Source organism: Heliobacterium mobile, from assembly GCF_009720735.1.
In the GTDB taxonomy this organism is placed as follows: domain Bacteria; phylum Bacillota; class Desulfitobacteriia; order Heliobacteriales; family Heliobacteriaceae; genus Heliobacterium; species Heliobacterium mobile.
In genome coordinates, this window is record NZ_WNKU01000011.1 from 1 (window position 1) to 15150 (window position 15150).

Below are 15150 nucleotides of genomic sequence, written 5' to 3' on the forward strand. Positions count from 1 at the left end.
GCAACTTGTAAACATTCAACATTAAACCTAAATTCATTTGGGTTTATCTTGAAAATATGGTTAACCGATCACGAATGCTTGAACTTATATTGCGTGCTTACTCTACGGCAGGGAATACCATCATTCTTTTCTTAATCCAGATGTGTATTGTGTCCTTGCTAACACCAAGATTCTCAGCAATCTCCTCAAGATTTGACCATCTTTCTGGTTCGTTCGTCATTTATTGTTCCTCCTGAGCCTGTCGACGAATGTTTTTTGAAGCCAAAAATAGTCCGCATTTAGATGATTGGTTGCTAATGCATTTATATAGGGTTCGGCAAAGCAGAGGTTTGAGTTAATCGTCAGGTTCTACAACGGATCACTTGGTAAAGTTCTGTAAAATGAGCCGTTCTCCTGCTTCAACTGTGATATGTCTCCTCGGCTCAGCACTTTTTATAATTTTGATACGATAGCTTCTTGTTCTTCCTACCTTTATGTTCAGCGATTTACTTTACCCGACACAATAATCCTTGGCTATTCCATCCTTTATATTTTAGCCAGCAAAAGAAAAGCCGTCTCATGCTACTGAATGTAGATAGGAGACGGCTTTTTCCGAGTCTAGCGGTCTAGGGGGAGGGGGCGTACCCGCGAACATTAAATCGCCTGGAACACCTCGTATCCGCTCGCCGCGATCTCCCCATTTGTTTATCATGGGTTCCCTCTCGATGTAAAGGAGATTCCGGAGAGGGTTCTGGAGAAATGCTTTACGTTTCCAGCATGTATTTTGCGTACGCTTGCAAAATGACCTCCATGTCTTTGATAATCTGCTCATCTTTAGGAACGTTCCCATTGCCATATAACTTGTAGGCAATGGTCAAGTCTTCATAATGGAACAATTATCGGAAGTGAGGGAATACGTAGAACAGTGATTCTGCGTATTCGGGTAATTAAAAATAACTGAAATCTTATTGATCTGGTCAATAAAAAAGACCTGGTCGGGGATGAGTCCAGAACCAGGTCAAATATATTTTTTGGAACTTATCCTGCCTTACGAATTTAGCCTTTTTTGAAATAATTGCCTTGCAATTTCCTGAAAAGCTTGAGTATCATTTGTAGCTTGAACGTATCCGATTCGGGTAGCACTTCGCCGGAGGACGCTGATTGATTTTTCATACATCTTATGGCATAAGTACCTTACATTGAAGAAAACAGCATCAGCATGCTCTAAAATGGACACATCGAAATTTGATTGGTCAACGCCGATAAATCGCCAGTGGGAAAGGTGGGTTTTCAATCGTTGTTGCCAGCGGTCATGCCCACCGATGACAATACCGCGAACGGAAGATAAATCGGGACGTTCGTTGCTTTCAGGTTCATCTGCACCTTGCTCCAATCGGAATACAAATTCCCGAAGGGCACGCAGTTCTTTTTGGTTTTTCTCCACAAGTTCTTTCAGTTCATCCCGTTCTTTCTGGAGTTTTTGTAACTCCGAACGGTATTCGCTAACCGCACGATTGTATTCGTTCTTGACCTCTGCCTCCAGTTTCCTCACTGTGATTCGCAGTTTTTCATTTGTTTGGGTTTGCTCGGTAAGCCTTACCTCCAGTTCCTTTACCTTTGTTTGTAGTGTATCCATCTCCAAATACAAGGTTTCTTTATTGTTTTGGAAAAAAGATTCCTTTACCGAGCGATAGGCTTTTAATAGACCCTTGAGCATGATCGCTGAATAGAAAAACTTTGCCGCATCGTCCCTGTTCTGGTTTTTGAATTTTCTTATGTATACTGCAAAAATATCCTCAAAATCATCGACTGTAATTTCTTCTTCAATAATCGACCACGATAATCCTTCGATATTGAACAACTCAACAAAACAAAGAAATATTCCCTTTAAGAACTCATCGTTAGTTCCTACCAATGAGAAGACCGGAAAACCGGTTAGTTTGTATTTGAGAAAAACCCGTTGTTTCAAATCGCAAGCTTTTCGTTGTACATCCTCTGCTTTAAACGAAAAACGTCTTGCAGAGTCGAATTCACATATCGGTGAAAGCATGGCGGTAAAAATCTCTTTATAAAATTCGTTTTCTTCAATTGGTTTTTTTAGTAAATCGGCCGTGAACATGATGATAAAGCACAATCCGAGAAATTCATCGTCCGTCATCTCGGCAGTATCTTTGATATATCTTATGTGCGCCTTGACGATAGCTTCCATATCAATTAATTGCGATGCCGTAGAAACTTTAGAATAAATCAGCGGCCAACCCTGTTTAACCAAACTCGTTATTTCATCATTTTTTCCAGCAATTATAATTCCTAACATTCTTTTTGCGTAGATTTCCTTTTCGAGTTTCTGCCGAACTAACAATGGATGTGTATACGCCTTGTGCTGTGAGGCTTTCTGATAATAAAGGAGTTTGTTTTTTTCATATAATTTATCAATATATGGGTACAGCGATGGATCAGACGCAAAAGCTTCACAGTAAAGCGCAAGAAAAGCATCCCGATATGTATCTCCTATCATTACCCCCACCTTTGCATCTTTTTATAAATTTTACACATTTTACCTTAATTTTGTCTACCCATAATAACTCAAGTTTCATACACCGCTTTATAAAGTGGAAGAGTATTTTGAGAAAATGGACACAGAAGCATTATTTGGTCCCGGTGTCGGTTCTGAAGAGTTTAACGACGATACCCTTGGACGAATGTTGGATTTACCGTATGAGGCGAATCTCGATCATCTGTAAGTGCTGTTATGCTTGCAGCTTGGAAAGTACATTGATTTGATCGAACGGCATTTCATGCCGACACGACGCGCATTCTGTGGCGGGTGATATGCGGAAACTTCCGCAAATTCCTTAGAGATTACGCACGGATATAACGCACAAGGAATTCGAGATGCCAAACAATTTTCCGTCGGTGCCGTCGTGTACCGTGAAGGAGTTCCCGTTATGGGGAGTATCCATGACGGGAATCAAAGTGATACACATGGAACACGAATTTGCTCCACCACTATCTTCAAATGGTTCACGCGCTCGGACAATCAGATGCCATCTATATTGCAGACAGCAAGCTGGTAACGCCAACAAACCTTCACCTCATACGAAAAAGTGCGATTCGTTTTATCAGTCGACTTTCGAATACGTATCAATTCACCAAACGGTTAAAACCGTGGGCCGATGAACGGAATACTTGGGGGGAGCCTGTCGCATTCAGTTCCTGTAACGGGGCATCCGTCTATCGCACACAGGAAATGACGGCACACGTTTTATGGATCATCGGTACCGGTTTAGTATCGTATTCCCGTCCAAAATGTATGAACGTCAGGTCAAAGCATTGGAAAAAGAAGCCCAAGTAGAGAAAAGAGCGATTGAGCAAGCTTGTCATGCCTTGGCAAAGAGAACCTTTGCCTGCGAAGCCGATGCGCAAGCAGAATGCCTCCTCTTTTCCCAGAAGCATCGCGGTCATTCTATCCCATTGACCTTACCATTGTTTCTCAAACAAAAGTGCTTCGAAAGCCTGGTCGCCGAAAACAGGAATGGTCTGTCCCCAAGGAAACAGTCTACCGTGTAGAAACCACGGTCGGTGCCGAGATGTACAGGCTTGGGAAAAAGCCTTTCAAGAAGCATCTTCCTTTGTCTTAACTTCTTCCCTCAAACAAACTGTGGCTCATGAGGCTGCGGATGTACTGCGACTGTATAAGGAGCAAAAAACGGTAGAAATGCGCTTTCGTTTTCTAAAGAATCCCGCTGTACTCGATGGCGTGTTTCTGAAGAAACCAGAGCGTATTAAAGCCCTAGGGTATTTGTTATCCCTTGTTCCGCAAGTTCCCTCATAGCATCCATGAATTAAAAGCACAGTTAACTTAAAGGGAATTAATTACAAATCCCCTTGGTGTAAATATTCTTATCAAAACCAGCCCACCGAATCATTTTAATGGCTTCCTTATCGACGTTATCGGGAATAACTCATTCTCCATTCACAGATACCACAACGATCATTTTCAGATATTCTAAAATGGTGGCGATGGAAGGAACTTGCGTTTTCTTATTTCCGGGAAGAGTCAACGATTCTTGATTCTCGTTTAAGCTTTTACGAACCCTATACTCGAGATAAGACGAGACCATAAGCGCGAGGATAAACACATGACCAAGCGCATGGATTCGCTTTTTGCTCTTTAGAAATACAGGTCCTAGAATCAGTGGGCTTTTCAAGAAGCGAAACCTGTTTTCAATGGAGTATTGTTGCTTATATTCCACCAATATTTCTTCTGCTGTCATGGTTTTGCTGACCTTATGAATGAGTACAAACGTCGATTCCAGGTAATGCAGATAGTATCGGACTTCAGAACGAAAGTCACCCATCGTATGGTACGTTTTTGTTTCAATGGACACATCGCCTTCTTTGGGGCGACCACGGCGAGTCCGTTTTGTTTCCGTTTTTTCTAGAACGGTTCCAGTGGCGATAAAGCCGAGTTTTCCTGTGTTCGCTAAAAACTCATTTCAGGCTTTTTCGGCATCGGCCGCGCAGACAAAGGCTTTTTGGGCCAGTTCTTTCGCATCTTTCGTTAACTTTTTTTCTTGGGTGAAAATGCGTTTATCTACGGTTTTTTCTTTTTTGGCGTCTAACGCAGAGGAATGGACAACCACGAAATCATAGAATCGGCCTTCGATCTCTCCCTGGGTGGCGTAGGTTTTATATATCGTCTTTTCCTTCTTGTCCGAACAAGCCAGTTCACCGTGATGACTCCATTGGTTCGCCTCTAAGGCTTCTTTTTTCAGCGTTTCGGCAAGGTTGAATGTCTCGGGAAGACGGGAAATAAACTGGATCTCTTGTTTGGCCAGTTTTTCTAATCCTTCTGTAGACACAAGCGCACAGTCGGCGACATAGATGACATCTTTTTAGCCTTCGCGGGCAAAAAAATCATGCATTTTTACCGCTGCATCGGGATTCCAGGCTACGTCCAATTTGTTTCCTGAGAGCACTTCCCCGGGAATCAATACGCCGTTTTCTTGTACGGCAGCGCCAATTTTAAATTGCTTCAGATCCGGTCGAAGGTCTTTGCTGAAGCCTCTGTTGATATCAAACCCTTCCGGCCCTTCTCCTTCATAAACGCCTTACACCGCCTTTGACGTTGTGTCAAAGTGAATCGTGCAAATGTCAATGGCATGGGCGCGAAGCAGGGTAAGGCTTACGATGTTTACGATTTGTTCCATTTTAACTTCGGCGAGCTTATCCAGCACATGACCGAACGCATCATCATTCAACGGCTCAAGGGTGACTTCTTCCTCGAAAAGCAATCTCAAATCTTGCTGAGCCCAGAATTGATGGACTTTCCAAAGGGGTCTGCGGCCACAAAGAATCGAGATCACTAACATTTCGATCAAAAGACCTGGTGATATCTTGGCGATGTTTTCTTTCCACGAGACGATATGATTAACGGTTTCTTTTATGGCAGCAATCTGGCAAAGCTTTGTGATGATTGGGACGGCACCGGTTTGGGTAACTTTTAAGTTAAACGACGGTTGAGTCATCGTTTTCATCCTCCAAAAATGGTTTGGAGGCAGAATCCTTTAAATGGATCTCGTTTCCATTTGTATTTTGTTTATTATGCAATTGCATAATTCTTTTGATTTTTTGTCCGACTCGCGGAATGCGGGAAAAAACAACGTGCAGTTAGAATCTCTTACCGACTACACAAACAAAAAATCCCACTGTATCAGCATACTTCTGCACAGTGGGATTTTTTCTGTAAAAAACGATTACTTTAACCCAGACTTCTGCTCCATCAACGCCCGCACCTTCATCGGCAGACCGAACAGGTTGATGAACCCTTCCGCATCCTTCTGATTGTACACTTCATCCCGACCGAAGGTCGAGAACTCTTCATTGTACAAGGAGTAAGGCGACTTCGCACCTGCTGGGGTGACGCTGCCTTTGAACAGCTTCATACGCACCAGGCCGGTGACCGTTTCTTGCGTCACATCCACAAAGGCGTCAATCGCTTTGCGCAGCGGATGGTACCAGACGCCATCGTAAACCAGTTCCGCGTAGCGAAGAGCGACCATCTCTTTATAATGCATGGTGGCCCGATCAAGGCAGAGGTACTCAAGTTCACGGTGAGCCGCGTAGAGGACTGTTCCTGCCGGCGTCTCATAAACACCACGGGACTTCATGCCGACAAGGCGGTTTTCCACCATATCACAGATGCCCACGCCATGAGCAGCGGCGATCGCGTTTAGTTTCTCGATCATTTCGACCGGACCGAGGGCTTCTCCGTTCAGTTTTACGGGGATGCCCTTTTCAAATTCAATCTCCACATACTCCGGCTTATCCGGTGCTTGTTCCGGCGGCGTGCAAATCATAAACAGATCATTTTGCGGCTCATTCCAGGGGCTTTCCAGGTCGGCTCCTTCGTGGCTTAAGTGCCAGAGGTTCCGGTCCATCGAGTATGGACGGTCTTTCTTAACCGGCACAGGAATGTTCCGAGCTTGAGCGTAGTCGATCGCATCTTCCCGGGAGCGGATGTCCCATTCCCGCCAGGGAGCGACGATTTTGAGATCCGGAGCCAGGGCTTTGACAGTCAGTTCAAAGCGAACCTGGTCGTTACCTTTACCGGTGGCACCGTGAGCGATCGCTTCGGCCCCTTCTTTGCGGGCGATTTCGACGAGGCGCTTCGCGATAAGGGGACGAGCGAAGGAAGTACCGAGCAGGTATTTACCTTCATAGACGGCACCCGCTTTCAGCGTCGGCCAGATGAATTCGGTGACGAACTCTTCTTTCACATCTTCAATGTAGATCTTGGTCGCACCCGTGTTAATGGCTTTCTCGTTCAGGGGCTCTAATTCTTCCCCTTGGCCCAAGTCGGCGGCCATCGCGATAACTTCATAGCCGTAGTTTTCTTTCAGCCAGGGAATGATGATGGACGTGTCCAATCCGCCAGAGTAAGCCAGAACAACTTTCTTAGACATTCCAAGTGCTCCTTTCAATTCTGAAACGATACCATCGATTATCTTATTAAAGCCGATTTGCCATTATGGAATCAGCAGATGGACCAATAAAAACGGTCTTAAAATAACGTTATTAAAGAGTCCATTAAGGTTCAAAAAACGTCACGTGCTACACCAAGCTGGGGTGCATTGGCGCAGCGAGCGTTTTGGGCGTAGCGGCGTCGTGAGCGACGGTTGCTAAGCGGAAAAGCGCGCCACGGTTCACATGCAGAAAAGCCCAGAGGTTTGGCGCGCCCGCGAAGCAACCAAGCGAACAGCCGCGGAGCCCTTAGCGAACAGAGCCAATGCACCCCCGCTTTCAGCACAATGTAATGGACAACCGCTACATCACAACCGCCATAATCGCCTTCTGCGCATGGAGCCGGTTCTCCGCTTCGTCAAAGACAACCGAGTTCGGCCCTTCGATCACTTCATCGGTAATCTCCTCGCCCCGGTGCGCCGGCAGGCAATGCAGGACGATCGTATCGGGCTTGGCTACCTTCATGATTGTACCATTGATCTGAAAACCTTGGAAGGCATTGGCCCGTACATTGGCCTCCCCTTCTTGACCCATGGAAGCCCAAACGTCCGTATAGAGCACGTCGGCGTCTTTCGATGCTTCCACAGGGTCGTTCATCAGCGTGATCGAGCCGCCGTTCGCTTTCGCATCTTCCGTCGCCAGGCGAACCACTTCGGCGTCCGGCTCGTAGCCTTCCGGTGTGCAGATGACCACATGCATGCCGGCTTTGGCGCCGCCGTACATGAGCTCATGGGCCATGTTGTTGCCATCACCGATGTAGGTCATCTTCAGGCCGTCCGTCTTGCCTTTATGTTCTACGATCGTCAATAGATCGGCCAGCACCTGGCAGGGGTGCAGCAGGTCCGTCAGGCCGTTGATGACAGGGATATCGGCGTACTTGGCCAGTTCAACCACATCTTCATGGGCAAAGGTACGGATCATAATGCCGTCCACATAGCGCGAGAGCACCCGGGCCGTATCCTTGATCGGTTCACCCCGGCCCAACTGGATGTCAGCGGAGCTCAAAAAGAGCGCCGAGCCTCCGAGCTGGTACATACCCACTTCAAAGGAGACGCGGGTCCGGGTGGAGCTTTTCGTAAAGATCATACCGAGCGTCTTACCTTCGAGCAGGCGGTGCGGCTTACCCGCTTTTTGCAGGGCTTTCAATTCCTTCGCCACGTCGAGCAGGTAAAAGATCTCGTCACGGGTGAAATCGTGGAGGGAAAGAAAATCCCGCCCCCGCATCCGTTCATCCAGTTCAACCAGGTTGGTTTCCGTTGTCATTGGTAAAAAACCCTCTTTCTTTTTTGCAGTGTCGATATGTTCGATGGCAAGGGTTCTAAAAACAGCCGGGGCAATATTGGGGGTATCCCCTGCCCCGGCGATTATGCGGAATCGACGATGATTTTCCCGGTTGGAATACTTCGCCTCTTACCCAGCCAGTTCCTTTAGCTTATCCCACCAGGCCGCTGAATTTCCGTCCTGGTAGCTTCCCATTGCCTGGTAGCTCGGTGGGTTGCCGTCACGAATCATACGGATGGCCTCTAAGAGCGCCCCAGCTGTGTCGAGGGAAGTCAAGCAGGGCACGCGGTATTCCGAAGCGGCCCGGCGGATGCGGAAGCCGGGACGTCCAGCCACCTTGCCCCGGGTCGGCGTGTTGATGACCAGTTGAATGGCGCCGTCTTTGATCTGATCCAGGAGCAGTTGCAGCGAGTGGTCTGCCGTATTGACAGTGGTGACGGTGATGCCCGCCCGTTTCAAGGCTGATGCGGTCTGCTTCGTGGCGACGATCTTGAAGCCGAGATCCGCATAGTCCCGGATGAGGCCGGCCACTTCTTCCTTATCGCGTTCGGCGACGGAGACGAGCAGCGTGCCGCTCGTGGGGATCTTCATGCCGGCACCGGTCATGGCTTTGTACAGGGCCGACGACAGTTCGAAGTCGACGCCCATCACCTCACCGGTGGACTTCATTTCCGGTCCTAAGGAGATATCTACGTCGGTCAGCTTTTCAAAGGAGAAGACCGGTGCTTTGACGATCGTGTAGGCTGTTTCGGGCCAGAGGCCGGTGCTGTAGCCTAGTTCGGCCAGGCTCTTGCCGAGCATGATCTGCACGGCCACTTTGATCATCGGTACGCCGGTGACCTTCGAAAGGATGGGCACCGTCCGGGAAGCCCGGGGGTTTACTTCCAGCACGTACACTTTACCCTGGTTGTCCACGACGTACTGGATGTTTAAGAGGCCCACCACCTGCAAGGCCTTGGCGATGCGCAAGGTGTAGTCGACGATGGTCTCCCGCTCGGCCGTCGTGAGCGTCTGCGGCGGGTAAACAGCCATGGAGTCACCCGAGTGGACGCCGGCCCGCTCGATGTGTTCGAAGATGCCGGGGATGAGGGTGTCCGTGCCGTCGCTGATGGCGTCCACTTCCACCTCTTTGCCCCGGATGTACTTGTCGACTAAGATGGGGTGTTTCGGGCTGATGCGGACAGCCGTCTCCATGTAGGACTCTAAGTCTTTGACGTTTTCCACGACTTCCATGGCCCGGCCGCCGATGACATAGCTCGGGCGGACGAGGACCGGGAAGCCCAGTTCTTCGGCGATGGCTTTCGCTTCAGCGGCGCTCGTCGCCGTTTTTCCTTCCGACTGGGGAATGCCTAGGCTTTTTAAGAGCGCTTCAAACTTCTTGCGGTCTTCGGCCGCGTCGATGCCTTCTAAGGACGTGCCTAGGATCTTCACGCCGTGCTCGCTAAGGCCTGCCGCCAGGTTGATGGCCGTCTGACCGCCGAACTGAACGACAACGCCTTCGGGTTTTTCCTTCTCGACGATGTTCAAGACGTCTTCCAATGCCAGCGGCTCGAAGAAGAGCTTGTCGGCCGTATCGAAGTCGGTCGAGACCGTCTCGGGGTTGTTGTTGATGATGATCGATTCGACACCGCAGTCGCGCAGGGCCCAGGCGGCGTGAACGGAGCAGTAGTCAAACTCGATGCCCTGGCCGATACGGATCGGGCCGGAGCCAAGGACGATGACTTTTTGGCCCTCCGTTTGGCGAACCTCGTCTTCTTCCTCGTAGGTGGAATAGTAATAAGGGGTAGCCGCTTCAAACTCGGCGGCGCAGGTGTCGACCATCTTGTAGGTCGGCAGGATGTCATAGCTCTTCCGGGCTTCCCGGACGACTTGCGTGGAGATGTTGGCGATTTTGGCGATCTGGTAGTCGGAGAAGCCGAGCACCTTCGCCTCGTGGAGCACCTCTTCGTCGACAGGCCACTGTTCGAGCTGCGCTTCGAAGTCGACGAGGCCTTTTATCTTGACCAAGAACCAGGGGTCGATCTGGGAGATCTGGTGAATCTCCCGGACGGACCAGTCCCGGCGGAACGCTTGGGCGACAGCAAAGAGGCGCTCGTCGTCGGCTTTTTTCAGCTTGTTTTCGATCTCGATATCGGTCCAGGTAGCGGCACCGGGCAGGCGCAGGCCGTAGACGCCCGTCTCTAGGGAGCGGACCGCTTTTTGCAGCGCCCCTTCGAAGGTGCGGTCGATAGCCATGACCTCGCCCGTCGCTTTCATCTGGGTCGTCAGCGTCCGGTCGGCCGTGACGAACTTGTCAAAGGGCCAGCGGGGGATTTTGACGACACAGTAGTCCAAGGTGGGCTCAAAGCAGGCCGTCGTCTTGCCGGTGACGGGGTTGGTGATCTCATCGAGGGTGAGGCCGATGGCGATCTTGGCGGCCATCTTGGCGATGGGGTAGCCTGTCGCCTTGGAGGCCAGCGCCGATGAGCGGCTTACCCGGGGGTTGACCTCGATGACGATGTATTCACATTTGAAGGGATGGAGGGCGAACTGGACGTTGCAGCCCCCTTCCACTTTCAGTTCCCGGATGATCTTTAAAGCGGCTGTCCGCAGCATCTGGTACTCTTTGTCGGTGAGTGTCTGTGACGGTGCCACGACGATGGAGTCGCCTGTATGGATGCCGACAGGGTCGAAGTTTTCCATGTTACAGATGGTGATGCAGTTGTTATTAGCGTCACGCATCACTTCGTATTCGATCTCTTTCCAGCCGGCGACGCTCTGCTCTAAGAGAACCTGGCCGATCATGGACTTCTTGAGGCCCATGTCGCAGATGGTGAGCAGTTCTGTTTCGTTGTGGGCGATGCCGCCGCCGGTGCCGCCTAAGGTGTAGGCAGGGCGGATGATCAAGGGATAGCCGGTCTTGTTAGCGAAGGCGACCGCCTGGTCTAAGCTGGAGACGATGTCCGAGAGCGGGATCGGCTCGTTGAGGTCCTGCATCGTCTGCTTGAACAGTTCCCGGTCTTCGGCCTTCTTGATGGCTTCGATGGAGGTGCCCAAGAGGCGCACCTGGTATTTTTCCAAAACGCCCGCTTGGCTTAAGGCCACCGCCAGGTTCAGGCCGGTCTGGCCGCCGAGGGTGGGCAGCAGGCCGTCGGGACGCTCTTGGTCGATGATGCGGGTCAGCGAGGGCACGTTGAGCGGTTCAATATAGACATGATCGGCGATGTTCGCATCGGTCATGATGGTCGCCGGGTTGGAGTTGACGAGAACGACTTCCAGGCCTTCTTCTTTCAAGGCTTTGCAAGCCTGGGTGCCGGCATAGTCGAATTCCGCCGCCTGCCCGATGATGATGGGTCCCGACCCGATGACGAGGACTTTTTTCAGTGTAGGGTCTTTCGGCAAGGGGTGTTCCTCCTCTTTCGTTACGCCAGGGCCTTCTGGGTGCGCTGGGCCATGTTGGCGATAAATTCGTCAAACAAGTAGGCCGAGTCTTCCGGGCCCGGGGCCGCTTCGGGGTGGTACTGCACCGAGTAGACAGGCAGATGGATGTGGCGCAAGCCTTCGACGGTGCCGTCGTTGGCGTTGCGGTGGCTGACGACGAGTTCTTTCGGTAAGGATGCCTCGTCGATGGCATAGCCGTGGTTCTGGGACGTGATGAAGACCCGGCCCGTGCGCAGGTCCTTGACAGGGTGGTTGGCACCCCGGTGGCCGAACTTGAGCTTGTAGGCGTCAGCACCAGCGGCGAGGGCGGTGAGCTGGTGGCCGAGGCAGATGCCGAAGATGGGCAGCGGCGCGGTCGTACCGTTTAAGAAAGCCCGGACAGTTTTGATCGCATCGGGCACGTCTTTCGGGTCTCCCGGGCCGTTGCTTAAAAAGAGGCCCTCCGGAGCGGCGCTGGCGATCTCTTCAGCCGGTGTGTCGGCCGGGAAGACCATCAGGTGGCAGTCGAGCGCTTTGAGCATGCGCAAGATGTTTTCTTTGATGCCGAAGTCGAGGACGGCGACGCGGTAGCCGTCGCCGGGGATGACGTAGGCTTGCGGCGTCGTAACAGAGCGGACCAGGTGGGGACCGGCGACGAGGAGCTTTTGGACCGATTTTAGTTGTTCCATCCAGTACTCCTGGGCAGGCGCTTCCATCTGTTCCTGCAGTTCCAAAAGATTCACCCGGCCGCCGCGGCGGAGCGTTTGCAGGGCTTCCCCTTCCCAGCCTTCCTCGTGGGCGGCTTGGTTGATGATGGCTCCCCGCAAAGTGCCGTACTCACGGATGCGGCGGGTCAAGGACCGGGTATCGATGCCGGCGATGCCGGGGATCCCATACTGGGCTAAGTAATGGTCCAGCGTTTTTTCGGACCGGTAGTTCGACGGGCGGGCGCAAGCTTCCCGGACGATAAAGCCTCGTACTTGCGGGCGGACCGATTCGGCATCGCCCGAGTTGATGCCGTAGTTGCCGATGAGGGGATAGGTCATGGTGACGATCTGTCCGGCGTAGGAGGGGTCCGTGAGGACCTCCTGGTAGCCGGTCATGCCTGTATTGAAGACGACTTCGCCGGAGTTGCTGCCGCCCCGGTAGCCAAAGGGAAGTCCTTTGTACAAGGTGCCGTCTTCGAGCAGTAGGTAGGCGGCGGGACCTTTGCCTTTCGTTCCGACGCCATGGGTCATGCCGGGGTCCCTCCTGCATTGGCCTCAACGGAAGCGAGGACTTCTTCTAAGATGGCCACCGCATGGTCGATATCCTCTTTGGTGATGATCAGCGGTGGCAGGAAGCGCAGCACGTTGACAGCGGTGCAGTTGATGATCAAGCCTTTTTCCAGGCAGGCGGCGACAATGTCGGCACCGGGACGGTCGAGCTCACAGGCTAGGATAAGGCCGAGGCCGCGCACTTCCTGGATGAAGGTGTATTTTTCAGCGAGGCGGTTTAAGTGCCCTCTGAAGTAGGCGCCCATTTCGAGGCAGTGTGCCAGGAGGCCGCCCTGGACGAGCACATCCATCGTGGCTACACCGGCTGCGGTGACGAGGGGGTTGCCGCCAAAGGTGGAGGCGTGGTCTCCCGGCTCGAAGGCGCTGGCTACTTCGTCCGTAGCCAGCAAGGCACCGATGGGGGTGCCGCCGCCGAGGGCTTTGGCCAAGGTCATGATGTGGGGCGTGATGCCGTAGTGTTCGTGGGCGAAGAGTTTGCCCGTCCGGCCGAGGCCTGACTGGACTTCGTCAAAGATGAGGAGCAGGTTCTGCTCTTTCGCTAGTTTGGCGAGTCCTTCCCAGAAGGCTGGTTCGGCTAGGTTAACGCCGCCTTCGCCCTGCACCGGTTCGACCATGATGGCGCAGGTGTGCGGGCCGATCGCTTTTTCCAAGGCTTTCAAATCGCCGAAGGGGACATAGCGGAAGCCTTCCGGCAGGGGGGTAAAGGCTTTTTGGTATTTCGGCTGGGCCGTAGCGGTCACCGTCGCCAAGGTGCGGCCATGGAAGGATTTTTCCATGGTGATGATCTCGTATTTATCGGGGCCCATGTGCAGTTTGGCGTACTTGCGGGCCAGTTTGATGGCGCCTTCGTTCGCTTCGGCGCCGGAGTTGCAGAAGAAGACTTTGTCGGCAAAGCTGTTTTCGACGAGGCTCTGGGCCAATTCGATCTGGGGCTCGATCCAGTAGAGGTTGGACACGTGGATCAGTTGATCGACTTGGGCTTTGACGGCTTCCGTCACTTTGGGATGGCAGTGTCCCAGGGAGTTGACGGCCAGACCAGCCAGGAAGTCCAGGTATTCCCGTCCGTCGGCGTCCCAGACTTTGGCCCCTTCCCCTTTGACCAGGGCGATTGGGAGCCGGCCGTAGGTGTTCATTACATATTTCTTGCCCAGTTTGACCAGTTGGGCGTTGCTTTTTTTGGTCATGGCTCGTTCCTCCCATATGGATTATTTTATCTCTTTCGCAAAAAGGGAATCTGAATTTAGATCGAAATCTAGGGTGGAATAACAGAATGATCGATTTGGGCGAAGTGGCGGAACTACTTAACGACCATAGTCCCAACGCCCTTGTCCGTGAAGACTTCCAAGAGCAGCGAGTGGGGGATGCGCCCGTCGATGATGTGGGTCTGTCCCACACCGCCTTGGAGGGCGTCGACACAGCACTGCACTTTGGGGATCATGCCGCCGGCGATGACGCCCGATTCGACGAGGTTGGGCACTTCGTCGATCTGCAGCGATGAGATGATGCTCGATTTATCGTGAAAATCTTTGAGAATGCCTTCCACATCAGTGAGCAGGACCAGTTTGTCGGCTTCTAAAGCTTGAGCCAGTTCGCCGGCAGCCGTATCGGCGTTGATGTTGTAGGCTTCGCCTTTTTCTCCGGCGCCGATAGGGGCGATGACGGGGATGTAGCCTTGGTCGGACAGCTCCCGCACCAGTTCCGGGTTGATCTTGACGACGTCGCCCACAAAGCCGATGTCGGTGGGAACCCGTTCGCCGGCCTCGTTTTTGACGAGCTCAAAGCGCTTTTTCGCTTGCATAAGGCCGCCGTCTTTGCCGCAGAGGCCGACGGCGCGGCCGCCGAAGCGCTGGATCAGGGCGACGATCTCTTTATTGAGTTTACCGGCGAGAACCATTTCGACGATCTCCATGGTCGCTTCGTCGGTGACACGCAAGCCCTGGATGAAGTGGGACTGGATGCCGAGGCGCTTGAGCATGTTGTTGATCTCCGGTCCGCCGCCGTGAACCAGGACGGGATGGATGCCGACGAATTTCATCAAGATGACATCCATGATGACTGCTTCTTTGAGCTGGTCGTTGACCATGGCGGCGCCGCCGTATTTGATGACAACGGTCTTGCCGTTGAATTTTTTGATGTAGGGCAGGGCTTCGACGAGGATGCCCGCTTTTTCCAGGGCCTTTAGCAAGTG

General features: G+C 52.1%; 13 protein-coding genes and 1 pseudogene. 2 read left to right on the forward strand and 12 right to left on the reverse strand.

Annotated features, from left to right (window positions below; translation table 11 throughout):
- Positions 1-97 precede the first annotated feature (97 nt).
- From GJ688_RS20670 to GJ688_RS10450, 3 genes are all read right to left on the reverse strand, one after another.
- Positions 98-220 (reverse strand): helix-turn-helix domain-containing protein, encoded by a 123-nt coding sequence (locus tag GJ688_RS20670; RefSeq protein WP_235910920.1) that lies wholly within the window; start codon positions 218-220, stop codon positions 98-100.
- 523 nt (positions 221-743) lie between these two features.
- The gene (locus GJ688_RS21555; RefSeq protein ID WP_155476506.1) at positions 744-875 is read right to left on the reverse strand and encodes an MrcB family domain-containing protein; all 132 of its coding nucleotides are present in this window, start codon (positions 873-875) and stop codon (positions 744-746) included.
- A 152-nt stretch (positions 876-1027) separates the two neighbouring features.
- Complete coding sequence (locus GJ688_RS10450) at positions 1028-2497, reverse strand: hypothetical protein (protein WP_170291865.1); 1470 nt, start codon at positions 2495-2497, stop codon at positions 1028-1030.
- Positions 2498-2585: 88 nt separating this feature from the next.
- On the opposite strand from GJ688_RS10450, the pseudogene GJ688_RS10455 reads away from it, so the two are divergent.
- Both GJ688_RS10455 and GJ688_RS10460 read left to right on the forward strand, forming a co-directional pair.
- Positions 2586-2723: pseudogene (locus tag GJ688_RS10455) on the forward strand (DUF4277 domain-containing protein); the annotation flags it as partial.
- Positions 2724-3246: 523 nt separating this feature from the next.
- Positions 3247-3549, forward strand: a complete 303-nt coding sequence (locus GJ688_RS10460; RefSeq protein WP_155476509.1) for a hypothetical protein — start codon at positions 3247-3249, stop codon at positions 3547-3549.
- Between the two features lie 395 nt (positions 3550-3944).
- Here the strand turns inward: GJ688_RS10460 and GJ688_RS10465 are convergent, their stop codons facing one another.
- The 9 genes from GJ688_RS10465 to argB all read right to left on the reverse strand — a co-directional run bounded on the left by GJ688_RS10465 (position 3945) and on the right by argB (position 15147).
- Positions 3945-4370: a hypothetical protein gene (locus GJ688_RS10465; protein ID WP_155476510.1), complete on the reverse strand. Its 426-nt coding sequence runs from the start codon at positions 4368-4370 to the stop codon at positions 3945-3947.
- A 108-nt stretch (positions 4371-4478) separates the two neighbouring features.
- Complete coding sequence (locus GJ688_RS10470) at positions 4479-4844, reverse strand: hypothetical protein (protein WP_155476511.1); 366 nt, start codon at positions 4842-4844, stop codon at positions 4479-4481.
- A gap of 249 nt (positions 4845-5093) precedes the next feature.
- The gene (locus GJ688_RS10475; RefSeq protein WP_207708798.1) at positions 5094-5510 is read right to left on the reverse strand and encodes a DUF4277 domain-containing protein; all 417 of its coding nucleotides are present in this window, start codon (positions 5508-5510) and stop codon (positions 5094-5096) included.
- A 228-nt stretch (positions 5511-5738) separates the two neighbouring features.
- Positions 5739-6947: an argininosuccinate synthase gene (locus GJ688_RS10480; RefSeq protein WP_155476512.1), complete on the reverse strand. Its 1209-nt coding sequence runs from the start codon at positions 6945-6947 to the stop codon at positions 5739-5741.
- A 361-nt stretch (positions 6948-7308) separates the two neighbouring features.
- Complete coding sequence (gene argF, locus GJ688_RS10485; protein ID WP_155476513.1) at positions 7309-8268, reverse strand: ornithine carbamoyltransferase; 960 nt, start codon at positions 8266-8268, stop codon at positions 7309-7311.
- Positions 8269-8415: 147 nt separating this feature from the next.
- Positions 8416-11667 (reverse strand): carbamoyl-phosphate synthase (glutamine-hydrolyzing) large subunit, encoded by a 3252-nt coding sequence (carB, locus tag GJ688_RS10490; RefSeq protein WP_155476514.1) that lies wholly within the window; start codon positions 11665-11667, stop codon positions 8416-8418.
- A 20-nt stretch (positions 11668-11687) separates the two neighbouring features.
- Positions 11688-12923 (reverse strand): glutamine-hydrolyzing carbamoyl-phosphate synthase small subunit, encoded by a 1236-nt coding sequence (gene carA / locus GJ688_RS10495; RefSeq protein ID WP_155476515.1) that lies wholly within the window; start codon positions 12921-12923, stop codon positions 11688-11690.
- Entirely contained in the window at positions 12920-14146 is a 1227-nt protein-coding gene (locus tag GJ688_RS10500) for an acetylornithine transaminase (protein ID WP_155476516.1), read from the reverse strand. Before GJ688_RS10500 ends, carA begins: the two co-directional genes overlap by 4 nt.
- Before the next feature lie 113 nt (positions 14147-14259).
- Positions 14260-15147 (reverse strand): acetylglutamate kinase, encoded by an 888-nt coding sequence (argB, locus tag GJ688_RS10505; protein ID WP_155476517.1) that lies wholly within the window; start codon positions 15145-15147, stop codon positions 14260-14262.
- Positions 15148-15150: the final 3 nt, after the last annotated feature.